Genomic DNA, 23482 nt, shown 5'->3' on the forward strand with positions numbered 1-23482 from the left:
CTCGTTTCCTAGAGGGAATCCGAGCAGTTTGCATTTATTCTAATTTAAAGCGTGAGACTTCTGTTTGAAGCTCCTCAGCCATATTTGAAAGTGTTGCTGCGGAAGCAGCGACTTCCTCGATAGTTGCTAATTGCTCCTCGGAGGCTGAAGCAACATTTTGCAAGTTACTAGAAGACATTTGAGCGATTGTTGCTATTTCATCGAAGGATGCATAAATTTGTTCTGCACTAGATGACATTTCTTCCGAAACTGTTGTAGCTTCTTGGATTTGCATGGACACTTGTTCAATAAGCTCTACAATTTTAGAGAAGCCTTCTTCAGCTACTTGTACCACTTGCATACCAATTTGTACTTCTTGTGTACCAGTATCCATCACCGTTACAGCACGGTTTGTATCTTGTTGAATTTCTGCAATCAACGTAGCAATTTGTTCAGCAGATTTTTTAGATTGCTCTGCTAACTTTTTCACCTCGTCTGCCACGACGGCAAAGCCCCGCCCATGATCACCCGCACGAGCTGCCTCGATAGCGGCATTGAGCGCTAATAAATTTGTTTGCTCCGCAATATCTGTAATAATGCCGATAATGTTACCAATTTCTATAGAATGCCCGTCTAAGTTCTTTACAACACTTGCAGATTCTAATACAGCAGTATTAATAGTAGTCATTTGTGAAATCACTCGATGTAATGATTCATTGCCCTTTTGAGCCTCAGAATTCGTTTCCATCGCTAGTTCCGAAACCGCCGCCGTAGTAGATGCTAATTGCTGTATGCCCTTTGTCATATTCTTCATCGCTTCGGAGCTTTCTGTAGCATTTTTACCTTGAGCCTCAGAGCCACTAGCCACTTCTTGAATCGAAGAAGTGATCTGCTCTGTCGCTTGGATGGTTTGGTCAGCACTTGCTGTTAATTCAGCAGCAGAGCCACTAACTTGGACAGTGTTGTGACGTACATTTGTAATTAAATCTTTCAAATTAACGGCCATTTGATTAAATGCTTGGGCTAAATCACCCACTTCATCACGATTTTTGATACGAATCTGTTCAGCCGTTAAGTCACCTTCTGCTATTTTTTTAGCTGCCTTGGCCATACCGTTAATTGGACGAGACATTAGACTACCAACTACCATTGCAATTATCAGACTTATGACGACAGCAAACACTCCAAGAAGTAACATTTGGAACTTAATATCTTGAATTTGTTTAGAGGTAGCGGCAATTTTTACTTCAATATACTCATTTTGATAATCGGAAAGGTTTTCAACGCGTTCGTCAAATTGTTTAATAATCAGACGCCCTTGTGTACTATCAAGCTTTTCATACTTTTCCGTTTCACCTGCAGCCTTTAATTCAAACATACGGTCCGCAAACTGTTGAACATTTTGCTCACTTTTATTAATAGCTTCTAGAAATTTAATAGATTTTTCCGTCGTCAAAGATGACATTAGCTCTTCAGATTTTTGTTTAAATTCTGTTCGAGAGTCTTGATTGCTTTGAAGATTTTGTTTATCTCCAAGCAGTAAATAGCCACGCAAACTAACTATCTCTTGTTTGGCAATAACGCGTAATTCCTGAATAGCAATAGATTTAGTTGTTTGCTCCTCCAATAATGTACGATAAGTTTTGTTCACCGAATCAAGCTGCTTTATATTTAAGCCGATAGTAGCAACTAGAACTAAAATAACTATAAAAAAACCGAGTAATAATTTCTTGTAGATAGTAAATCGCATAGATGAAATTTCCTTTCTCAGTATTTAGTAGAAATGTTACAAATTAATGAAATATGTATATATATCATTTATATCAGAAAATATGAATTTTACAAAGTATTATGAGTATTTTTACTGTAATAAATAGTTTAAAGGTGGCAGAAATTTGTGATTGAAGTAATAAAAAAAAGATATTTTCTGCTAAAGTATGCTAGAAATAAAGCGATAATTAATGGTGTGTATTGAATATTAAGCCAATATTCATAAATTTTGAAACTTATAGAGTAGTCAAAACGTAAATTATTTATGAAGATGAACTGAGGTGGTACGAAGTGTATAGACCCATTTTAAAAATCCCTAAAACAAAATCTGAAAAGGTTTGGGATTATATTGGAGTTATAATATTCCTATTATCTATCTTTTATATTGCAGTGATGTGGGGGAAATTGCCTGAAGAAATTCCTGTTCATTTTAATGGTAAGGGTGAGGTTGATCGATGGGGTTCAAAAATAGAGCTCATTATTCTTCCGTTTATAGGTGTGTTTCTATGGATAATAATGAGTCTTTTTGAAAAAGCTCCACATATGCATAACTTTCCGGCTCGTTTGAATGAACAGAATGTAGAAGCATTTTATTTAAATAGCAGAAAAATATTGAACGAAGTAAAAAATTTCTGCCTTATTTTATTCGCATTTATATCACTCCAGATGGTCCGCATTGCTCTAGGAGAGACTACTTCCATAGGATGGTGGTTCTTGCCAATTGTCATGATTGGGATCATTATACCGATTATTAAAGGCATAGTAGTTACTCACAAAATAAAATAGAGCTGAACCGTAAACGTTTGAGATATTTTCAAGCGTTTATTTTTTGTTCCCAAGCTCTCATTTATTCAGTATACTATCAAAACTAAGATACAAATGTATGAGCCGATTTTTAGTCGCTAAAAATGAGTGAAAGAAGAGGTGTTTAATTGATGCAAAAGAAATTTAAACTAAAGGATGATTTATCCATTGCCATCCATAACCAGCCACTTGATTCGATATTAGATGGAGTATTTCATTCTGGAGAGGCACCGTATGACCGTATAATTTCTTTTGCGTTTTCCTTAGATGCCATGGTAACTTATTTACAAAAAGTGTTAAAAGATAATAGTCTAGTGGAGCAAGGCTATTTATTTTTTGTTTATCCTAAAAAGGGTAATAAAAAATATGAACAATTTATTCACCGAGATGAGATTTTTCCAGCGATTCATGTGGACGAGGAAAAGTATATTGACGCTAGTGATTTGAAGTTTTCTAGCCTAATGTCTTTAGATGAAACATTTTCAATCTTAAGTATTAAAAGAGATGGTAAAGGAAGAGGTAAGAAAAAAACAGCCAATAGTCAATGTGTGAGGGACTATGAAAGTATGATCCATCCATTACGGGACTTACTTTCCGAAAATCAGGATGATTTAGCATTTTATGATGGACTCACTCCGGGGTATCAAAGGGATTGGGCACGTTATATCTATAGTGTGAAAAAGCAGGAAACACAGGAAGTGCGCTTACAAGAGATGCGTCAAATTATTCGACTAGGCTATAAAACAAAGGAATTGTATCGCAAGGCACAAATAAATGAGTGAAGTAGGGAAAATAATGACGAAATGAGGCTAAGGTATGAAGAGCATTTATATGGAGCAAGTAGATGAAAAATGGCGTGATGCCTTTAGTAAGCTTGTTGATGTTTTAGAAGCCAATTTGCCAGAGGGTTTTGAACAAACTATGCAATATAACATGGTCAGCTATGTTGTGCCATTAGAAACTTATCCATGTGGCTATCATGTGAAGCCAAATACACCCTTACCTTTTATTAGTCTTGCAGCCCAAAAGCGTCATATTGCACTCTATCACATGGGCATATACGCAGACCAAGCATTACTTTCTTGGTTTCAAGAGGAATATGCGAGGCGAGTACTAACAAAATTAAATATGGGAAAAAGTTGTATTCGTTTTACAAGTACGAAGCATATTCCCTTTGATTTAATTAGTGAGCTTGCTGCAAAAATGACACCAGCAGAGTGGATTTCACATTATGAGGGAGCGAAAAATAGATGAAAAGCGCGACAACTTTTTTAATGTTTCAAGGACAAGCGCATGAAGCGATTGAAAAATATCAGCAATGGTTTACAGATTTAGAAGTTATACAGATAGAATATATGGAAAATTCTCAGCAGGTAGCGATGGCCATCCTACAATTAAAGGGGTTAAAACTAATGGTGAATGATAGTGTTATTGAACATAACTTTTCGTTTACGCCATCAACGTCTATCTTTCTAGAGTGTGAATCTGAAGAAGAAATAAAGAATTTAGCAAATCAAATAGTGGAAAGTGGACAAGCATTAATGCCACTTGATCATTATGGGTTTTCAAAGCAATTTGCGTGGATTCAGGATCGCTTTGGCGTCTCCTGGCAACTATCGTATAGTTGAGAATAGAATACGACAATAGAATGTTAATAAAAGGGGAATAGAAGATGACGGTAACTTTAGTGAGACATGATATCAAATATGCTGAGGCCATGCATGAGTTGTCTTCTATGCCACAGGTTCGAGATGCACTTGGGTTACCTGTTGGTAAAGTAGAAGATACTATTCATTTTATCAAGCGTGAATGCATCGATGAAGAAGAAGGGAAGACCGTTCCTCGAGTTGTTTTAAATGAGGAGGGACAGTTTATCGGTGTGACCGCATTGATGTTTATAGACCAACATAAAAACAGTTGTCATATCGGTTCTTGGCTCGGCCATCCATTTTGGGGGAAAGGTTATAATCTTGAGGCTAAAACAGCTATTTTAGATATCGCCTTTTTTGAGCTTGGGTTAAAGCGAGTTTTTGCGGGAGCTAGGAAGGTGAATATCCGTTCACAAAAGGCACAAGAAAAGCTGAGCTTTATTCGATTAGGGGTGGAAGAAGATTATCCAGAAGAGCATTCATGGTTAGAAGCTAAAGAGAAACAACCATGTGTTTTAAATGTTTTTGAACGTGAGGATTTTGTACAATATCGAACATCTCTAAAAAAAGTAAATGAGAGCCGAGAGTCCTTTTTACCACAGCTTTTACTTGCAGATGAGAGTGAAGAGGCTATCCTAAAATACCTAAATGAGGGTACTTTATTTGAAGTGAAGTGTGGAGAACAGCTTGCGGGAGTGGCATTATTAATCCCTCAATCTAAAACAACCATCGAATTGAAAAATATTGCGATTGTGCCAAAATTCCAAGCGAAGGGGCTCGGAAAAGAGGTATTGCGACAGCTTACGGCATTTTGCCAGAAGGAAGGCTATCAAACGCTTTTAGTTGGAACAGCAAACTCAAGTATTGATAATATAGCTTTTTATCAAAAGGCAGGTTTTCGCATGGAGTCCATTGAAAAGGATTTCTTTCGAGACTATCCGGAGCCAATATATGAAAACGGCATTCGTGCATTAGATATGATTTTCTTTACTAAGCAATTGTAGATGTTTTCCATAAAAAAATACCCGTCCAACAGATGTTGAGCGGGTATTTTTATTTACCTAGCAAGAGGGCCATTAATTTTTCCTTTGAATGTAAGAAGTCATCTAATGTGTAGCGATCTAGTACAGCCAGGTAGGCCTGTAAAGCTTCATATAAGACACCCTTTAGCTGACATTCTGGAGCTATTTTACATAGATTATTCTCTTTATCGAAACATTCTACTAAATGAAAATCCTCTTCTGTATGACGAACAATTTCACCAATGGTGATGGTTTTTGGATCGATGGCTAAACGAATACCGCCACCTCTTCCGCGAATTGTTTCTATATAGCCTAACAATCCAAGTTGGTGCGTCACTTTCATTAAATGGTTTTTCGATATATTATAAGCCTCTGAAATCTCTTGAATAGTTGATAATTGGCCCTCTTCTTTTGCACCTAAGTAAATAAGCGTACGAAGAGAATAGTCTGTGTATAAAGTTAAGCGCATAAGAACACCCTACTTTCTATAATTCAAAATAATTATAGCATTTTTACAATGAAGTATAATATTTTGAAACCACTTTTAAAGATGTATTTAAAATACATTAATTATGTCTATTTTGTTAAAGATGTATTTTACATATTGCTTTAAAAAAATGAAAGCGTTATATTGTAATCACGAAAGGATGGTAAGCGATATGTTAAAACAAGAAACTATTCAAATCATTAAGGCAACAGTCCCTGTATTAGAAGTTCATGGTGTAGAGATTACAAAGACGTTTTACAAAAATATGTTTCAAGCTCATCCAGAATTATTGAATATTTTTAACCACACTAACCAAGAAAAGGGTCGTCAGCAAACAGCATTAGCAAACACAGTTTATGCTGCTGCAGTTCATATTGAAAATTTAGAAGCTATTTTACCAGCAGTCATGCTTATTGCGCATAAACACCGTAGTTTAGGTATTTTACCTGAGCATTATCCAATTGTTGGTGAAAACTTATTAAAAGCGATTAAGGAAGTACTTGGCGATGCGGCGACAGACGATATTATTAATGCATGGGCTGAGGCATATGGCGTTATTGCAGATGTTTTCATTCAAGTAGAAGAAGAGTTATACCAAAAAGCTGAAAATAATGGTGGGTGGCGTCTATTTAGACCATTAAAAGTGGCGAAAAAAGTGGTAGAAAGCGACTTAGTTACATCTGTTTATTTTGTTAATGAAGATGGCTCATCATTACCAGCTTACGAGCCAGGACAATACATTAGTATTCGCGTGAAAGTTCCTGGTGAAGAGTATTTAATGAATCGTCAATACACACTTTCACAAGCAAGCGCAGAAGATGGTTACCGTATTTCAGTGAAACGTGAAAGTGATCATACGCCAAACGGCAAAGTGTCAAACTTTATTCATGATGACTTACAAGTTGGAGATTTAGTAGATGTAAGTGTGCCAGCAGGATTATTCGTTTTAGAAGAAACAACTTCTCCTATTACATTTGTTAGTGGTGGTATAGGTGTAACACCATTAAACAGTATGCTACAATCTCTAAAAGATGATGCAACGAATAAAGTTAACTTTATCCAGTGTGCACGCAATGAAAAAGTTGTAGCGTTTAGCGATGATATTCAAGGAAAAGTAAATGTGTTACCTAATGCATTGTATACGGCTCTATATTCTGATGAAGACAAGCAAATTACAAAAGAATTATTAGCAGAAAGAGTAGCTGATAACGCTGATGTTTATGTATGTGGGCCTGTAGGCTTTATGGAAACAGTTATTAAAAACTTACAAGAAATTGGCGTGAAAGACGAGAAAATTCACTATGAATTCTTCGGACCAGCCATGCAATTAGCTAAATAAAATCATAGAAGTCCCTGTTATGAGTTACAGCTCATAGCAGGGGTTTTTTGATAAGTCGAAAGACTTTCAAGAAAAAGAGTTGAAGCTTTCATGTTGACAATATACCTATTGGGGTATATTATGAATCACGTAAGCGAGTTCAATCTATCGTTTTGAAGGGAGGCTGGAACAGAATGGCTTATGACTCTAAAACAGCTAATCGAGTGAAGCGGATGGAAGGTCAATTACGCGGAATTTTACGCATGATGGAGGAGGGGCAAAACTGTAAGGATGTGATTACACAGCTATCTGCCGTGCGTTCAGCAGTTGATCGGACGATAGGAGTTATTGTTAGTGAAAATTTATTAGATTGTGTAACTACTGCTGAAGGCAATGCTGAAAAAATGAATTCAGCCATCCGAGAAGCCATGGATTTAGTGGTGAAAAGCAGATAGTTTTTATATACCCTTTATCGTATGAAAAAAGGAGAGGTGATAACTTGGAAACATGGATTATTATTGCGATTATCGTAGCATTTTTCATTTGGCGAATGAAACCAACAAAGGGCGTTCAATCGATTTCTACAACCCAATTAAAAAATATGCTGAATGATAAGGATAAGATATTTATCGATGTACGCACGCCAGCGGAGTTTAAAGGGCGCCATATCTCGCAATTTAAAAATATGCCTCTCGGGTCAAGCTTTGACAAACTACCGAAGGATAAAGAAGTGGTAGTGATTTGCCAAAGTGGTATGCGTAGTAGTCAAGCATGTAAGCAACTGAAAAAGCAAGGCTTTGAGCGTGTTATAAATGTTCGTGGTGGAATGAGTGCATATTAGGAGGAAAGAAAATGAAGGAAATTACAGCAAAAGAAGTAGAGCAAGCTATCGTGCAGGGCAAAGAGCTGAGTCTGATTGATGTAAGAGAGGTAGATGAAGTAGCGGCTGGTCATATTCCGGGTATTATCCATATTCCACTTGGTTTATTAGAGTTCCGCGTACAGGATCTGAATAAGGATGAACCATATATTATGGTTTGCCGATCAGGTGCTCGTAGTAGCCGTGCCACCGAAATATTAGAAGGTAAAGGCTTTAATGTCTCGAATATGGTTGGTGGAATGTTGTCCTGGGAGGGCGAAGTACACTATTAGCATATAGCTATATTTTTTTATTAAAAATAATACCCTTATAGGTATAAGGAGGTTGTAATGAGGATGAAGGCAGATTTTCAGCTAGATGCCAAGGGCCTTTCTTGCCCATTGCCCATTGTGAAAACGAAAAAAGCAATGGCCGATCTGGAAGATGGCCAAATTTTAGAAGTGTCTGCGACAGACAAAGGATCAAAAGCTGATATTGCAGCATGGGCAGAAACTGTAGGACACCAATATATTGGCACTTTAGAAAATGAAGACGTGCTCAAGCATTATATTCGCAAATGTACAAACGATCAAATAGAAGAAATTTCTTTTGACCCAACGATTGATCTAGAGCAAATTAACAATCGTGATGGATTAATTCTTGATGTACGTGAGGAAGCGGAGTTTGCCTTTGGGCATATTGAGGGCGCTAAATCTATTCCGATGGGTGAATTGGAAGCACGACTCTCCGAGCTCGACAAAGAGCAAGAGATTTATGTTATTTGTCGTACTGGAAAGCGTAGTGATATGGCTGCGCAGAAGCTAGCTTCACATGGTTTTATAAAGGTCTTTAATGTTTTACCAGGAATGACATCTTGGAAAGGTAAATTAACAAAAAACATTTAATAGGAGGAATTTTATTATGTCTAACAAGGTAGCAATTATTGCAAGTAACGGTGGTTTATTTGATGCGTATAAGGTTTTTAATATCGCAACGGCAGCTGCAGCTTCTGAAAAGGAAGTAGCAATCTTCTTCACGTTTGAAGGATTGAATCTCATTCATAAGCAAGGGATGCATGCATTACCAATGCCTGCTGGAGCAGAGCATTATGCGGAAGGGTTTGCGAAAGCGAATGTTCCTGCCATTCCTCAATTAGTGGACATAGCCCAAGAATTAGGCGTTAAATTTATTGCTTGTCAAATGACTATGGATGTAATGGGTTTATTGACAGATGATTTTATTGATGGAATTGAAGTGGGTGGAGCTGTTACTTTCCTTGAATTTGCAAAAGATGCAGCACCATCACTAACTTTCTAAAGAGTTTTTGTTCAAGAAAGGCGGAGAGGTAAAGGCTCTCCGCTTTAAAAACTTCAAAATTATACCTATGGGGGTTATATTTATGCCAATGCAGAAATGGAATGCTTCACAAATTGCTAAAAAGGTCATTAATAATGAAGAGTTGTTTATTTTAGATGTTCGGAATGCAGATGCGTTTGAAGACTGGAAAATTGACGGTCATCGATTTGAGTATTTAAATGTACCATATTTTGAACTGTTAGATGGTGTTGAGGAGATCTTGCCGCAAATCCCCTCCAATAAAGAAATTCTAGTCGTTTGTGCTAAAGAAGGATCATCATTGATGGTCGCTGAAATGTTGTCAGAAGCTGGTAGAGATGTTGCCTATTTAGCAGGCGGTATGAAATCTTGGAGTGAATATTTAGAACCTATTAAAATTGGTGATTTAACGGGAGGAGGAGAGCTTTATCAATTTGTCCGTTTAGGGAAGGGCTGTCTTTCTTATATGGTGATATCTGAAGGGGAGGCAGCGATCATTGATGCTGTTCGCTTTACAGATGTATTTTTAAGTTTCGCCGAACAGAAGAATGTGAAAATTACACATGTTTTTGATACACATTTACATGCCGATCATATTTCAGGTGGACGTCATATAGCTGAGGTAACAGGTGCAGTCTATTACTTGCCGCCAAAAGATGCAGAAGAGGTTGTCTTTTCATATAGACCGTTAGTTGATGGAGTGACTGTTCAAATTGGAACATCAAAAATAGATGTAGGAGCTATCTACTCACCAGGTCATACAATTGGCTCTACATCATTTGTTGTCGATAGCCAATATTTGTTAACAGGGGATATTTTATTTGTTGATTCTATTGGGCGCCCTGATTTAGCAGGCCTTGCTGAGGATTGGGTTGGAGATTTACGAAATACACTTTACAAACGTTATCGAGAATTGTCCGATGAGCTTATCGTGTTACCAGCTCACTTTATGATCATCGATGAACTTAATGAAGATGGGACAGTAGCGAAACGACTAGGCGATTTATTTTTACAAAATCATGGTTTGAATATTCATGACGAAGTAGAATTTAAACGTGTCGTGACAGATCAATTGCCACCACAACCTAATGCCTATCAAGAAATTCGTCAGGTAAATATGGGGAAAATAACCCCTACATTAGATGAACAAACGGAAATGGAAATAGGGCCAAATCGCTGTGCTGTTCGATAAAATTTGTTAAAAGTACAATGGATAGGTCTGTGTACTATAAATGTGGATCGTCCAGAAAATGAAGGTGCTCATCCTTCCTGAATCTAAAATAATAAAAAAACAGGCAAATCGCTTACAACCTTTGCCATGTTGAAGGGGATCAATATGAAGTCAAATTTACAATTAGATGCAACAGGTCTTTCGTGTCCGATGCCTATTGTGAAAACAAAAAAGGCGATAGACACATTAAATACAGGAGAAATTTTAGAAGTTCAGGTGACAGATAAAGGGGCTTTAGCGGATATTCCTGCTTGGGTAAAAGCTGGAGGTCATAATATATTGGATCAATCCGAAGAAGCTGGTGTCATAACGTTTTTAATTCAGAAAGCTTAAGGATAATGGAGGGTTGTCTATTAAATAGAACAACCCTTCTTTCACTTTTCGGAAAGAAGGAAGAATACATGGATATTACATGGATATTAACGATCTTTTTAATTGGTTTTCTCGGCTCGTTTGTATCAGGGATGTTAGGTATCGGTGGTGCAATTATTAATTACCCGATGTTACTGTATATTCCACCGTTATTAGGATTTATGGCCTTTTCGGCTCATGAAGTTTCCGGAATTATTGCCATACAAGTATTTTTTGCATCCATTGCTGGTGTATGGGTATATCGCAGGGGTGGATATTTAAATAAATCACTCATTATCTATATGGGGGGTGCTATTTTAACGGGAAGTTTTGTTGGTAGTTTTGGCTCCAAATTTTTATCCGAATCAGGCATCAATATAGTTTATGGTGTGCTAGCCTTAATAGCGGCAGTCATGATGTTTATTCCAAAAAAGCAAATTGATGATCAACCCATGCAGGATGTCACATTTAATAAAACATTGGCAATTTTATTGGCCATAGTTGTTGGTATTGGATCAGGCATTGTGGGAGCGGGTGGTGGGTTCTTATTAGTCCCTATTATGTTAGTGGTTTTAAGAATTCCTACGCGTATGACCATTGCTACTAGCTTAGCGATTACATTTATCTCCTCAATAGGTGGAATGGTTGGGAAATTAATGACAGGACAAGTTGAATATTTCCCAGCGCTTATTATGATTATTACTAGTCTTATAGCGGCCCCACTTGGTGCGAGAGCTGGAAAAAAATTAAATACGAAAAGCTTGCAAGGCATTTTGGCAATGCTTATATTGGCGACTGCCATTAAAATTTGGATAGATATTATTGGAGGGGTATAACCATGAAAATCGAAATTTTCACGGATTTTACTTGTCCGTTTTGTTATATTGCCAAGCGAGAATTGGAACGTGCGATTGATACAAGCGGCTATAAAGGACAAGTAGAAATTGAATACAAGGCTTATCAAATAGGTCCGGAAACGCCTAAAGTAAATGCACCGACTTTTTTAGATGCATTGGCTAAAAAGTATAACGCAACACGTGAAGAAGTACGTAGCATGACAGAGAATATGGCATCAAGAGCTGCAGAAGTTGGGTTGTCTTATAATTTTGAAAAGATGACAACAGCTCACACAGAAAAGGCTCATCGATTAGCTAAATGGACGCAGCAATTTGGCCAAGCATCGGCATATACTGAAGCACTGATGGCAGGTTATTTTATGGCTGGCGAAGATGTGAATGATGATTCCTTTTTATTAAGGGTAATTGAACAATTAGGTTTAGATATAGAGGAGGCGCAGGACATTTTAGCTACTAATGTCTTTCTTGAGGCATTAGATCAGGATCGATATGATGCACAGCAACTTGGTATACAAAGTGTGCCATTCTTTGTATTTGAAAATCGTTATGGCATTAAAGGGGCTGAGCCAATTGAAGTATTTGTGCGAACGTTACATCAGACAGCAAAAATAGTGGGGATCCAGCCAACCATTCAATTAATGGGAAATGGTGAGGATACGTGTACGGATGGAGCATGTAACCTGTAAACCGATGGATAAGTGTCGAGTACTTAAAGTACTCGGCACTTTTTTGATTCACCCACATACTATAAGAGGTATTAAGTCATGATTTCAGTGTTGTAGTACAATAATTTGTGGATAATTTATCCATTTTTATCATCTGAATGGTTCTATTTTACGGTAGTGTGAGAAAAATCACATCCAATTAAATGTTATGTTGCTAAAATATAAGTGAGTATACAAAGGGGGGTATTATAGATGAAACCTATAGTAGCAGGAGTAGCAGGGACAGTACTGTTAGTAGGCACAATTTTTGTAGCAACAATTATTAGTGACAAAATTACAGTTGATTCGATTGTGGAGGAGAATGAAACGACAGTGCAGACGCAATTACCAACGACAGCAGCTGCTCAGTCAGTTGTCTATGCTCCACCAAGTATTGATGAAGTGCCAGATGGACCAATGAAAGAAGCAATATTAAACGGCTATGAGCTTGTTAATAACACGCATGTTGCCGCGGACGAATATGTAGGGAACCAATTATCATGCACAAGCTGCCATGCTGGGGCTGGCTATGACGAGCAAGCATCATCATTAGTAGGAGTAATGGCCAATTATCCACAATATATTGGACGCTCAGGTGGTGTAGTTACAATAGAAGAGCGTATTAACGGCTGTATGGTTCGTAGTATGAATGGTAAAAAATTCGAAATGAATAGTGATGAGCTAGAGGCTATGGTCGCTTATTTTGCATATATTTCTGAAGGTGTTCCAATTGGAGCAAAACGTGAATGGGCAGGTACTAGTGATATGAAGAATGTACCGATTCCGAATGTGGATAATGGCGAGGAGCTATATGGTCAGTCCTGTATAGCATGTCATGCAGCTGATGGTTCTGGGACTGGTGCCAATACTGGTCCAGCATTATGGGGTGATAATTCCTTTAATGATGGTGCAGGTATGGCGCGTATGTCAAAAATGGCTGGCTATATTCAAAATAATATGCCAGTAGGTGCAGCAGGGACTTTAACAGATCAAGAAGCGGCTGATTTAGCAGCGTTTATTTTATCTCAAGATCGTCCTGAATGGCCAAATCATGATAAAGATTGGCCAAAAGGCGGAAAACCAAATGATATTATGACTAAAGAAATACGTGAACAAGTTAAAAATGGTACGATTGATTGGGAAAAGGTACTATCTACAAACTAACGAAAAGGGATGCTGTTTATGGGCATCCCTTTTAAGTTATTTAAAATTATAAGCAGTTACAATTTTATCTCTGTTTGTTGTGAGATCTGTAAAATATTCATATAGGCTAATACCGAGGAATGACCCACTTACGTTAAAGACGTTAGAAAAACCGCTATTTTGAAGGGCCATAACTGCATTATAGCTACGCTGACCAGATCGACAATGTACATACACTGGTTGATCCTTAGGTACCTCATGCATTCTTTCTCGAAGTTCACTTAGAGGAATATTATGTGCATGAAGGAGATGACCAGATTCAAATTCATTCTTTTCGCGTACGTCTAAGAAGTAGGCTTGATTTTCAATAAGTGTTCTCACTTCATCAACTTTTACTTGTTTGAAGTGTCCATGTAATTGATTTTGAGCTACAAGAGCTGCTAAATTGACAATATCACGGGCAGTGCTAAACATTGGAGAATAGGATAGCTCCAGCTCCTTCAAATCTTCTAAAGTACCACCCATTGTAATGAGGGTAGCTATTACATCAATTCGTTTATCTGCATTGCCTTTACCTATAGCTTGAGCTCCAAGGATTTTACCCGTTGGTGTTTCATAAACGAGCTTAAAGTGAAGCGGATTACTATTTGGCATTAAGCCTACTTTATCAGGAGCAATCAGATAAACACTTTTCGCCTGAACGCCATTTGCTAGAGCTGTTTTTTCGTTCAAACCCGTTGAAGCACACACGAGGTCGAAAATTTGTACACTTGAAGATCCGATAACCCCTTTATGGTGATGAGGGATGTTATACATATGATTAGCTGCAGCACGAGCTTGTCGCTGAGCGGGTCCAGCTAAAGCAAGTCGTGTCTGTTTATGGGTAAGTTGATGGAATACTTCAATCGCATCTCCCACGGCATATATGGAAGGATCGGATGTCACGTAATTAGCATCAACCTGAATGCCTCCGAGCTTACCGATAGTTAGCCCGGCTTCTTTGGCTAATTGGATTTCAGGACGAACGCCAATCGCTAATACCACTGCTTGTGCCTTCAATTGCTTGCCAGAATTTAACGTCACATAATTTGGAGTAACCTTTGCAAGACCGTCATTGACAATAACTTGAACCCCCTTATCGGTCATTTCCTTGTGCAATATTTGAGCCATATCATAATCAAAAGGAGCCATAATTTGTTGGCCGAATTCAACTAAAGAGACATTATAGCCCGCTAGCTTCAAATTTTCCGCTACCTCTACACCAATGAAGCCTCCACCGATCACAGCAATATCCTGTACATGATCCGTTTGTAGATAATGATTTAAACGGTTAATATCTACGACGTTTCTAATGGTAAAGACATGGTTTGAACGGATACCCTCTAAGTCAGGGACGATGGGGCTTGCTCCTGGTGATAGAACTAATGTATCGAAACTTTCCTCATAATCTCTACCCGTTATTAAATTCTTAATGGTAATGGTCTTTTGCTCTCGGTTAATGTGTACAACTTCTTGCTGTACACGAGCCTCGATATTGTATTTTGTTTGAAAGGCTTGAGGTGTCATTAAGATCAATTTGTCACTATTTTCAACAATCCCGCTTAAATGAAAGGGGAGAGAACAATTGGAGAATGAAACATTTGGTCCTTTTTCAAACATAATAATTTCTGCCTTTTCATCGAGACGACGAATGCGGGCAGCAGTGGATGCTCCACCTGCAACGCCACCTACAACTAAAAATTTTTTACTCAATTGTCAACACTCCTTTTTAATTAATACATATAAGGGTATATAAAAGCTTTTAAATAGAGGATTTTATTACTAAAATCGATAAATTATGTAGTATAAGTACTACATATAAAATAATATACCCTTAAGGGTATATTTTCAAGGTGAAAGACTTAATTAATTTTCTAAGGTGTCCTTGTGAAAGAAAGTTAATGTATAAATTTGCTATACTAGCAGTAGTAGGAAATGGAAATGACGTTGGAGGTGACACGGTTGATTTTTTTGAAATTTTTAATCCAAATCATTATAGTATCGGGTTTGATTTATATTGTGAGTGGACGATTAATTGGCTCTAATATTAATTTTGTACGAAGAGTGCTTTCAGTCGTAATTAGTGTGACATTAACCTCTTTTGTTTACTGGTACTCTTATTTACGTCATACAGATTTTTTGTCAGAAACCATGATGCAAACTGTGACAGAGGTCAGCACATTAATTTGGATTGGGAGTATGCTACTCATTTCTATGTTGCTGTATTTGGTTTTTGAGCTCTTTGACCCAAGTGGCATTACTACTGGAGATCGCCGAAATGGTCAAAAATCTTTGCTTTTACGACTGCGGAGCTATTGGCGACAGCAGAAACGATTGCGACAGGTTTTAAAAATTGCAGTTACAAATGGTGTCGTACAAACGATTAAATATGCGAGGCAACGTGAAAACGAAAAAGAGCTGGCGATTGCATTGCGTGTAACATTAGAGCAATGTGGTGGGATTTTCATTAAATTTGGACAAGTACTGTCTACACGTAAAGAATTATTTTCACCCATCTTTATAGATGAGCTAGAGAGGCTACAACATCGTGTGAAGCCTTTACCAGCAGAGCAAGTGACAAGTATTTTAGAGCGTTCACTTCCTCAATCAATGGATGAAGTATTTAGCCAATTTCAGATGGAGCCTATTGCAGCAGCCTCTATCGGTCAGGTGCACAAGGCACGGCTTAAAAATTATGAAGCTGTTGTCGTCAAGCTTCTCCGTCCAGAAGTAAAAGGGATTATGCGCGATGATCTTGAAATTTTAGAGGAATTTGCAAATTGGCTTTCATCCAAATCTACTTGGGCAGAGTCACTAGGCTTTCGTGAGCTAGCTGGTGGATTTGCAGATGGGCTACGTGAAGAGATTCATCTAGATATTGAGGTACGTAATACGTTACAGGTAAAGAACGCATTATCGAAAAGTGATTATAAGGTCCGCATTCCGAAAATTTATACAGCTTTCAGTAATGAAAATATTATAGTGATGGAATATATTCGTGGACATAGTGTGGCGGATGGGGGATCAGAATTCGATCGTCTGTCCATTGATCGAAGACAATTTGCAAGAACAGTATTATATTCTTTTTTTGAACAGATGCTTTTTTCAGGTATTTTTCATGCTGATCCTCATCCGGGAAATATTCACATTGATGAGAAGGATGGTACGCCCGTATTGCTCGATTTTGGAGCAGTTGGACGATTGGGGGCCACACAACAAGAGGGTTTAAAGCTATTTTTGATGGGAATTCAGCTCAATGACTCCAGTGTCTTGTATGATGGCTTAACACTATTAGTGGAAAATGCCCACCATGCGGAACGTGCAAGAATGGAACAAGCAATCGATCAAATTTTACTAAAAATCTCGTATGTTGACCGCATACCAACAGAAGAATTAATACATGCTTTATTTACAGTGGTGCGGGATTTTGGGCTAGCCTTTTTCCCAGCGGTAGGTTTAGCACTCCGCTCGTTGGTGACATTAGATGGAACATTAAGGGTAATTGATTCACGTTTTGATATTTTTACGGAAGCTAAAGATTTCTCTGCTACATATATGCGTGCTTCTTTCCTAAAACCATTTAAAGAACCAATGGCCACAAAAGAACGGCTGCAAGAGGAATTATCTATGCTGATACCAACATTGCGTAAAATGCCAAGAAGAGTGGACCAACTAATTCAACGTGTAGAGAGCGGGAAAATTATTTTACATCACGATATATTCTCTGATGAGCATAATGCCCGATTCATTACCAACTTGTTTTCCCGATTTGTACTACTTTTAGTAGGGATTACATTTGGAGTTATATCTGTTGCCCTTTTAGCAATCTCACAATTTATCCATGATTCTTATGCAGTGTATTTAAACACAGCTGCTTATTTAGGTTTATTTTTATGTGCAATTTTGTTAGTAAGGTTATCGATACAGGCATTGCGTTCCATGAAGCAGTAGGTAGGGATTATTCCCCTACCTCTTTTTTTTGAAACATTTCCAAGTAATATTACAAAAACATTACAAAGTAGGTAGTGTGACTATTGTCGAATTAGCTAATGACAGATATATGTAGAATATAAATGTGTATTGTAGAATAATCGGTATTTTACGCGAATGTTACAGAAATGTTTCGAGTTTTACTAATGTATTAAATAGATAGGAAATAGTATAAAAGTTATGCTGAAAATGCTAAACTTTAAAAGGCTAAAACAAATATATAAGAACAATTGATTAAATATAGAATCGTTCAACAGATTACATAGAGTATCCAGAGCGAAATTGATAAATGAAGGGAATTGAAGGTACGTGGGTAAGCGCAATAAATGGCGTAAGTCGATGGTGCTCGCTTTAGCACTAGCAGGCGGCTTATTATTTAATACAATTCAACCAACAGAAGTACATGCTGAAGAAACTTCTCAACAAATGATTGAGAAAAAGGCTGAAATAGATGCACAGGTTAAAAAATTACAAGAAGAACTAACGAATTTACAAAAAGAGATCGACGAAAAAGTAAAAGTTTTTAAACAAGTACAAGCGGAAATTAAAGAAGTGGATGCTAGTATTGTTGAAACAAAAAAACGTATTGAGCAACGTTCTAAAATCTTAAGTGAACGTATGGCTGCATATCAAGCACAAGACAACACAGTGGGTGTTTATTTAAATGTAGTTCTTGAAGCAAAAAGCTTTGCTGATTTAATGGACCGTGTCGTAGCGGTTAAAACATTAATGGATGCTGACCAAGAATTAGTGGATCAACAAGAAGCTGACAAAGCAAGCTTAGAGCAACAAAAAGCCATACTAGATGAAAAACAAAAAGAGCTTCAAAAACAATTCCAAGAGCTTCAACAAAAGGAAAGCGAAATGGAAGTGAAAAAGGCTGAAAATGAAGCAAAATCATTAGCCCTAAAAGCTCAAATTGCTACAAAACAGGAAGAAGAACGTTTAGAAGCAGAGCGTAAGGCAGCTGAAGAAGAAGCGGCTCGTTTACGTGCTCTTCAAGCAGCAACGCCAGTAGTACAAGCTACTCAAAATAACGGTGATGGTCAACAACCACAAAAAATTATCGTTGGTTCAGGCGCTGGTACTGCCTCTTCAGGTGATGCTATTTCTACAGCAAAACAATTCCTTGGTCGTCCATATGTTTGGGGTGGTAGTAACCCAAGTTCAGGGTTTGACTGCTCAGGTCTTGTACAATGGTCTTACAAACAAGCAGGTGTTTCTTTACCACGTACTGCATCACAACAATATTTAGCAACACAACGTATTTCTGCTGGGGAAGCACGCGTTGGTGACTTAGTATTCTTTAGCTATGGCTCAGGTGTAGCGCACGTAGGTATCTACTTAGGTAATAACACAATGATTGATGCTCAAAATAATGGTGTTGTCATTGAATCACTTGATTGGTGGAATCAATATTTAGTAGGCTTTGGTCGAATTCAATAAGCCTCTATATTATATAGACGATTAACATGATAAAAAGGTCATCTTTGTGAGGAAAAAATACAAAGATGACCTTTTTTATTGGTATCAAATTTTGAAGTTTACTTTTATGATGCCTGTTTCCTTTAAGGCGATAAAAAAAATAATGACAAATGGCCCGACAAGTAAACCGATAATTCCAAATAACTGTAGACCAATAAACATGGCAATTAATGTTGGTAAAGTTGATAACCCAATATGGTCTCCCATTAGTTTTGGCTCGACTACACGACGAATAATGAGTAAAATAGCAGCTAAGATGAATAATTTTACAGCAATAGATGTGTTTCCCATTAAAAGGTGATAAAGCCCCCATGGTGCTAATATAATGATGGAGCCTAAAAAAGGGACAATATCTATTAGCCAAATAATAATGGTCATGGTTATGGCATATTTCGGCTGGATTAATAAAAGTCCAATAAGTGTAACGCCTCCAATAATGAAGCTTACAAATAAATGTGCTTTCATATAGCCGAATGTTGCATCCTTTAAACGGTTTAAAATAATTTTTATTTTCTTTGCCGTGTTAGGCTTTAAATACTTATAAGTAATGCGCTTCAATTTAGGCAGATCTAGCATAAATAGGAATAGGGCAATCATATAGACGAGAAGACTGATAAATAGCCTTGGAATCTCTGAAAAGAAAGCTGAAACTTTGCTATAATTAAAGAAGCTTAAAAACGTTTCTTCAATTTTCTTTATGAAATCCATTGTGGTTTTTTGAAGCGAAGTACTTACTTCGGGTGGAAAATCCTCCGTGTATTTAGAAATATTTTCTTGCATATGAAGCCACATATCTGATAGCTTGGAAATATAATAGGGAGCTTGCTTAGACAATAAAATTATTTGCGTCATGATCTGCGTAATTGAAATATAGCAAATAATAGAAATTATAATGACACTCACTATGTATATAAAGGCAACTGCAATTTTTCGAGACATTTTCCAGCGCCTTTTAAAGAACATGACGATTGGTTCAAGGAAAAATGCGCTGATAGCTGCTAATATTAATGGCATAGATACCGGAATAATAAAATAAGCGGCTATAATTAGGGACAGAATCACTAGCAATCGAAAAATCAATTTCCTAGCATTAAATTTATTCATAAACTCACCTTCTTTGCGAAAAAATTAAGTTAAGTGTAACATAAATCAAGTTTTATGACGTTCTGAAACAATAAAGGTAGGGATAAATTATGGAAAAAGAGATTTTGCAACTTTTTAGTAATCTAACAGAGCGTGATCGAGATATTCAATATGAATCTTACGAGGAACTGATGAAAATTATGCAGGAGCCCGTAGATTGGACATATGCAGTGTGGGAACAGCTTGTACAAGCACTTACATATAAAAATGGACATGCACGTGCACTTGCCGCACAAATTTTATGTGCTTTAGCTGCAAAAAGTGATCCCGAAGAAAGAGTATTAGAAGATTTTTTAAAGATTTGGGCTGTGACTTATGATGAAAAGCCCGTCACGGCAAGGCATACATTACAGGCTATTTGGAAAATTGGTTTAGCAGGCCAAGTACAAAGCGATTTAGTCGTATCTTATTTAGCCAAGAGATTTCAAACTTGTTTAGATGAAAAGCATCCTACTCTCATTCGCTATGATATTATTGTATCTTTAAAAAAATTATATGATCAAACGAGTGATCCTAAATTATTAAACATAGCCCATCGCTTAATTAATGAAGAGCAAAATGTTAAATATAAAAAGAAATATAAGTCAGCCATCCGTTCCTAGTAACGAGATGGTGTTTTTTGTGCAAACTCTTTGGTTATTAGGAGATTAGTCAACTATAATATATGAAAAAACAAAAGGGGTTAGGGAATGAGTATTTATAATTATTTAGTACGGAAGCCGAATGGTGAAATTTTATCAATGGAAACTTTTCGAGGAAAAACGATGCTAATTGTTAACACGGCCAATCAATGCCGATTTACATATCAGTTTGAAGACTTACAAAAAATGTACGATAAATATGGAAAAAATAATTTTGTCGTTTTAGGATTTCCTTGTGATCAGTTTGGCCATCAAAATCCTGAAGATGGAGAGGAAACTGCGCATCTTTGTAAGGTAAACTATGGAGTTACGTTTCCCATTTTTGAGCTAGTCCAAGTAAATGGGGAGACGACACACCCTTTATTTAATTATTTAAAACATGAAGTTGATTTTCGTGAATTCGGAAAAGCAAGCATGCAGGAGAAAATGCTTGCTGAGGCAATCATTCAACTTGCTCCAAGCTTTTTAGATGGTCGTAATATTCGCTGGAATTTTACTAAATTCCTAGTAGATGCAAGTGGAAAAACCATAGCTCGCTTTGAGCCTACAGACTCACAGCTTGATATTGAGCAAGCAATTGAAAAAGTATTGTAGTAGAGTAATTTTATAGAAATGAAAATACTTCTAAAACGGCTATCATTTTTGTACGCAACTATTTTTTCCTATCAATCTATGATAAACTGCTTTACAAGTGAATTATTCTTGCAGAATAAAGGTGCTAGCTAGCATAATCGGGAATTCGGTATAAGCCGAAGCTGTTTCCGCAACTGTAAGTACAGCTATTATAAAGATGTGCCACTGTTTCATAGGAAATGGGAAGGTTCTTTATAGCTCTTATCTATTTATATAGGAGCGTTGTACAAGCCAGGAGACCGACCTTTATTTGAACGTATAACAACTCTTCGGAAGCTAAGAGGATATACGGCAAATACATAGGCAGTGTCGTGTTTCTATGACAATCATTATGGTATTTTCGTCGTTCCTTTGTGTGAGGAGCGATGTTTTTTTATGTTCTAAAAAAGTGAGGATTTTCATTATGAAAAAGGGGGACAGTAGGTTGAAAAAAGATGCACGTTATTCTTGTTATCCTTTTATGCGAGAGAAGGCTTCAACTGTCGATTTTGAGATTCGCACAGATAGTTTAACAACGCATTTAGGGGTCGCGCTAGCTATAGTAAAGAAAGAGAATGTCCAGGTTGTTGTAGATGATTTAATCCAGATTTTACCTATGGCTTATCATGTGAATGGCTCGGTTCGTGGAAAGCTAGCAGTTACAGATGAGGATCTATCTTGGTTAAGTGAGCGCTATGATTTTTATGTAAGTCATGTGAAGGAAGAGATTCAAAATTTTGTTTTACCTCAAGGAACAGAGGCGGCTGCTGCTTTACATCTTTGTCGTAGTGAGGCGAAAAAATCATATCGAACTTTACACACGGTTTCGGAAGAACGAGAGGTACCTAATATTCTCTTCGATTATTTAGGCTTATTAGCCAATGTATGTTTTGTAATGGCTGTCTATACGAATCAACAAGCTGAAATAGCTGAAATTCCGTTTATGAGTAAATCATATCCAATGAAAAAGAAAAAGGTGAATAATAATGAAGAAACTATTTAATTTACAATGGCTATCGGTATTATTGCTAGTGCTCGTTTTAGCAGGTTGTGGTACCGCGGAAGATACAAAAAATAAAGATGTATCCGAAGATGAACAAAAGATTGAGCAAACAAGTTATAAAGTAACAGATGATCGTGGTGTCGAAATAGAGTTTAAGGAAGTGCCAAAAACAGTTGTGTCTTTACAGCCTAGTAACACAGAAATTCTATTTGCACTAGGGGTTGGCGATAAAATTGTAGGTGCCACTGAATATGATACATATCCAGAAGCTGCCCAAAAAATCGAACGTGTTTCTGATACTGTGAATTATAACAGTGAGCGAATTTTAGCGTTAAAGCCAGATGTTGTTATTGCGTATACGATTGGTGAGAAGGATGCACTTAAGCCACTCGAAGATGCAGGAATTAAAGTGTTTGTTATTCAATCAGCGGGTACATTCGATGATGTATATGGAGATATCGAACAAATTGCAGCTGTTATGGATGTTAAGGATAAAGGAAAGGCATTAAATGAGGAAATTAAAGCAAAAATCGCTGATGTGCAAACAAAGGTTAAAGAAGTAAAAACACCAAAAAATATTTATTTAGAAATTAGTCCAAAGCCTGAAATATATACAGCAGGCTCTGGCACTTTCCAACAAGAAATATTAAATGCGGCAAATGTAAAGAATGTGTTTGAAGATTTAGATGGCTGGAAGCAAGTATCTGAGGAAGATGTTATTGCGAGAAATCCAGACGTCATTTTAACAACAGTCAATTATACAGAAAATCCAATTGGAGAAATCCTTGCTCGTGATGGGTGGAATACGGTAACAGCTATTCAAAACAAGGCAGTTCAGTCCCTTGACACAGATATCTCAAATCGCCCAGGTCCGCGTATCGGTGAAGCAGTTGAGCTCGTTGCTAAAGCTGTGTATCCAGAGTTATATAAATAAAATCGTAGAAAATGTTAGTTGTTTATTACAGCTAGCATTTTCTATTTTATTACCTAGTGTGAAAATTGGTATTCATGTAGTTTGTTCGATAGAATAAAGGTAAGAACGCTAATTAATATAGGGAGG

The 23482-nt window shown here is 37.1% G+C and carries 26 protein-coding genes and 1 riboswitch; of the genes, 22 read left to right on the forward strand and 4 right to left on the reverse strand.

The window, feature by feature from the left end:
- Nucleotides 1-34 precede the first annotated feature (34 nt).
- Nucleotides 35-1729: a methyl-accepting chemotaxis protein gene (locus tag B3D94_RS02175; protein WP_069482916.1), complete on the reverse strand. Its 1695-nt coding sequence runs from the start codon at nt 1727-1729 to the stop codon at nt 35-37.
- 311 nt (nt 1730-2040) lie between these two features.
- On the opposite strand from B3D94_RS02175, the gene B3D94_RS02180 reads away from it, so the two are divergent.
- The 5 genes from B3D94_RS02180 to B3D94_RS02200 all read left to right on the forward strand — a co-directional run bounded on the left by B3D94_RS02180 (nt 2041) and on the right by B3D94_RS02200 (nt 5206).
- Complete coding sequence (locus B3D94_RS02180; protein WP_069482915.1) at nt 2041-2535, forward strand: DUF1648 domain-containing protein; 495 nt, start codon at nt 2041-2043, stop codon at nt 2533-2535.
- Between the two features lie 149 nt (nt 2536-2684).
- Nucleotides 2685-3335, forward strand: coding sequence for a YdeI/OmpD-associated family protein (locus B3D94_RS02185; protein ID WP_069482914.1), 651 nt, complete (start codon nt 2685-2687; stop codon nt 3333-3335).
- A 34-nt stretch (nt 3336-3369) separates the two neighbouring features.
- Complete coding sequence (locus B3D94_RS02190) at nt 3370-3807, forward strand: DUF1801 domain-containing protein (RefSeq protein WP_291754215.1); 438 nt, start codon at nt 3370-3372, stop codon at nt 3805-3807.
- Complete coding sequence (locus B3D94_RS02195) at nt 3804-4181, forward strand: VOC family protein (RefSeq protein ID WP_069482912.1); 378 nt, start codon at nt 3804-3806, stop codon at nt 4179-4181. Before B3D94_RS02190 ends, B3D94_RS02195 begins: the two co-directional genes overlap by 4 nt.
- Nucleotides 4182-4225: 44 nt before the next feature.
- Nucleotides 4226-5206: a GNAT family N-acetyltransferase gene (locus B3D94_RS02200; RefSeq protein ID WP_193833297.1), complete on the forward strand. Its 981-nt coding sequence runs from the start codon at nt 4226-4228 to the stop codon at nt 5204-5206.
- Nucleotides 5207-5255: 49 nt separating this feature from the next.
- On the opposite strand, the gene B3D94_RS02205 is transcribed toward B3D94_RS02200, so the two are convergent.
- The gene (locus B3D94_RS02205) at nt 5256-5693 is read right to left on the reverse strand and encodes an Rrf2 family transcriptional regulator (RefSeq protein WP_069482910.1); all 438 of its coding nucleotides are present in this window, start codon (nt 5691-5693) and stop codon (nt 5256-5258) included.
- Nucleotides 5694-5883: 190 nt separating this feature from the next.
- Here B3D94_RS02205 and hmpA point away from each other — a divergent pair, with 190 nt between their 5' ends.
- From hmpA to B3D94_RS02260, 11 genes are all read left to right on the forward strand, one after another.
- Nucleotides 5884-7050, forward strand: a complete 1167-nt coding sequence (gene hmpA / locus B3D94_RS02210) for an NO-inducible flavohemoprotein (RefSeq protein WP_069482909.1) — start codon at nt 5884-5886, stop codon at nt 7048-7050.
- Nucleotides 7051-7223: 173 nt separating this feature from the next.
- Nucleotides 7224-7484, forward strand: a complete 261-nt coding sequence (locus B3D94_RS02215; RefSeq protein WP_008175248.1) for a metal-sensitive transcriptional regulator — start codon at nt 7224-7226, stop codon at nt 7482-7484.
- A gap of 44 nt (nt 7485-7528) precedes the next feature.
- Nucleotides 7529-7870 carry a rhodanese-like domain-containing protein gene (locus B3D94_RS02220; RefSeq protein ID WP_069482908.1) on the forward strand — a complete coding sequence of 114 codons (342 nt, stop codon included), beginning with the start codon at nt 7529-7531 and terminating at the stop codon, nt 7868-7870.
- An 11-nt stretch (nt 7871-7881) separates the two neighbouring features.
- Nucleotides 7882-8181 carry a rhodanese-like domain-containing protein gene (locus B3D94_RS02225; RefSeq protein ID WP_069482907.1) on the forward strand — a complete coding sequence of 100 codons (300 nt, stop codon included), beginning with the start codon at nt 7882-7884 and terminating at the stop codon, nt 8179-8181.
- 63 nt (nt 8182-8244) lie between these two features.
- Nucleotides 8245-8793 carry a sulfurtransferase TusA family protein gene (locus B3D94_RS02230; RefSeq protein ID WP_258269444.1) on the forward strand — a complete coding sequence of 183 codons (549 nt, stop codon included), beginning with the start codon at nt 8245-8247 and terminating at the stop codon, nt 8791-8793.
- Between the two features lie 16 nt (nt 8794-8809).
- On the forward strand, nt 8810-9205 hold the full coding sequence (locus tag B3D94_RS02235; RefSeq protein ID WP_291754228.1) for a DsrE/DsrF/DrsH-like family protein: 396 nt from the start codon (nt 8810-8812) through the stop codon (nt 9203-9205).
- An 82-nt stretch (nt 9206-9287) separates the two neighbouring features.
- Nucleotides 9288-10415 (forward strand): MBL fold metallo-hydrolase, encoded by a 1128-nt coding sequence (locus B3D94_RS02240; RefSeq protein WP_193833294.1) that lies wholly within the window; start codon nt 9288-9290, stop codon nt 10413-10415.
- A 144-nt stretch (nt 10416-10559) separates the two neighbouring features.
- Nucleotides 10560-10787 carry a sulfurtransferase TusA family protein gene (locus B3D94_RS02245; protein WP_069482904.1) on the forward strand — a complete coding sequence of 76 codons (228 nt, stop codon included), beginning with the start codon at nt 10560-10562 and terminating at the stop codon, nt 10785-10787.
- 68 nt (nt 10788-10855) lie between these two features.
- Nucleotides 10856-11641, forward strand: coding sequence for a sulfite exporter TauE/SafE family protein (locus B3D94_RS02250; protein WP_069482903.1), 786 nt, complete (start codon nt 10856-10858; stop codon nt 11639-11641).
- Between the two features lie 2 nt (nt 11642-11643).
- Entirely contained in the window at nt 11644-12348 is a 705-nt protein-coding gene (locus B3D94_RS02255) for a DsbA family oxidoreductase (protein WP_069482902.1), read from the forward strand.
- A 231-nt stretch (nt 12349-12579) separates the two neighbouring features.
- Nucleotides 12580-13530: a c-type cytochrome gene (locus B3D94_RS02260; protein ID WP_069482901.1), complete on the forward strand. Its 951-nt coding sequence runs from the start codon at nt 12580-12582 to the stop codon at nt 13528-13530.
- A 36-nt stretch (nt 13531-13566) separates the two neighbouring features.
- Here B3D94_RS02260 and B3D94_RS02265 read toward each other — a convergent pair whose 3' ends face one another.
- Nucleotides 13567-15261 (reverse strand): FAD-dependent oxidoreductase, encoded by a 1695-nt coding sequence (locus B3D94_RS02265; RefSeq protein ID WP_291754236.1) that lies wholly within the window; start codon nt 15259-15261, stop codon nt 13567-13569.
- Nucleotides 15262-15510: 249 nt separating this feature from the next.
- Between B3D94_RS02265 and B3D94_RS02270 the strand changes: the two genes are divergently transcribed.
- Entirely contained in the window at nt 15511-17499 is a 1989-nt protein-coding gene (locus B3D94_RS02270; protein WP_291754238.1) for an ABC1 kinase family protein, read from the forward strand.
- A gap of 348 nt (nt 17500-17847) precedes the next feature.
- Nucleotides 17848-18984, forward strand: coding sequence for a C40 family peptidase (locus B3D94_RS02275; RefSeq protein WP_291754241.1), 1137 nt, complete (start codon nt 17848-17850; stop codon nt 18982-18984).
- Nucleotides 18985-19068: 84 nt separating this feature from the next.
- Here the strand turns inward: B3D94_RS02275 and ytvI are convergent, their stop codons facing one another.
- Complete coding sequence (ytvI, locus tag B3D94_RS02280) at nt 19069-20127, reverse strand: sporulation integral membrane protein YtvI (RefSeq protein WP_069482898.1); 1059 nt, start codon at nt 20125-20127, stop codon at nt 19069-19071.
- Nucleotides 20128-20216: 89 nt separating this feature from the next.
- Between ytvI and B3D94_RS02285 the strand changes: the two genes are divergently transcribed.
- The 4 genes from B3D94_RS02285 to B3D94_RS02300 all read left to right on the forward strand — a co-directional run bounded on the left by B3D94_RS02285 (nt 20217) and on the right by B3D94_RS02300 (nt 23356).
- Nucleotides 20217-20768: a hypothetical protein gene (locus tag B3D94_RS02285; RefSeq protein WP_069482897.1), complete on the forward strand. Its 552-nt coding sequence runs from the start codon at nt 20217-20219 to the stop codon at nt 20766-20768.
- 87 nt (nt 20769-20855) lie between these two features.
- Nucleotides 20856-21401, forward strand: coding sequence for a glutathione peroxidase (locus tag B3D94_RS02290; protein ID WP_069482896.1), 546 nt, complete (start codon nt 20856-20858; stop codon nt 21399-21401).
- Between the two features lie 102 nt (nt 21402-21503).
- Nucleotides 21504-21702: riboswitch (cobalamin riboswitch) on the forward strand.
- Between the two features lie 162 nt (nt 21703-21864).
- The gene (locus tag B3D94_RS02295) at nt 21865-22422 is read left to right on the forward strand and encodes a hypothetical protein (RefSeq protein ID WP_069482895.1); all 558 of its coding nucleotides are present in this window, start codon (nt 21865-21867) and stop codon (nt 22420-22422) included.
- The gene (locus B3D94_RS02300) at nt 22406-23356 is read left to right on the forward strand and encodes an ABC transporter substrate-binding protein (protein ID WP_069482894.1); all 951 of its coding nucleotides are present in this window, start codon (nt 22406-22408) and stop codon (nt 23354-23356) included. Before B3D94_RS02295 ends, B3D94_RS02300 begins: the two co-directional genes overlap by 17 nt.
- Nucleotides 23357-23482 lie beyond the last annotated feature (126 nt).

Origin of the sequence: Lysinibacillus sp. UBA5990, from assembly GCF_002429815.1 — a bacterium.
In the GTDB taxonomy this organism is placed as follows: domain Bacteria; phylum Bacillota; class Bacilli; order Bacillales_A; family Planococcaceae; genus Lysinibacillus; species Lysinibacillus fusiformis.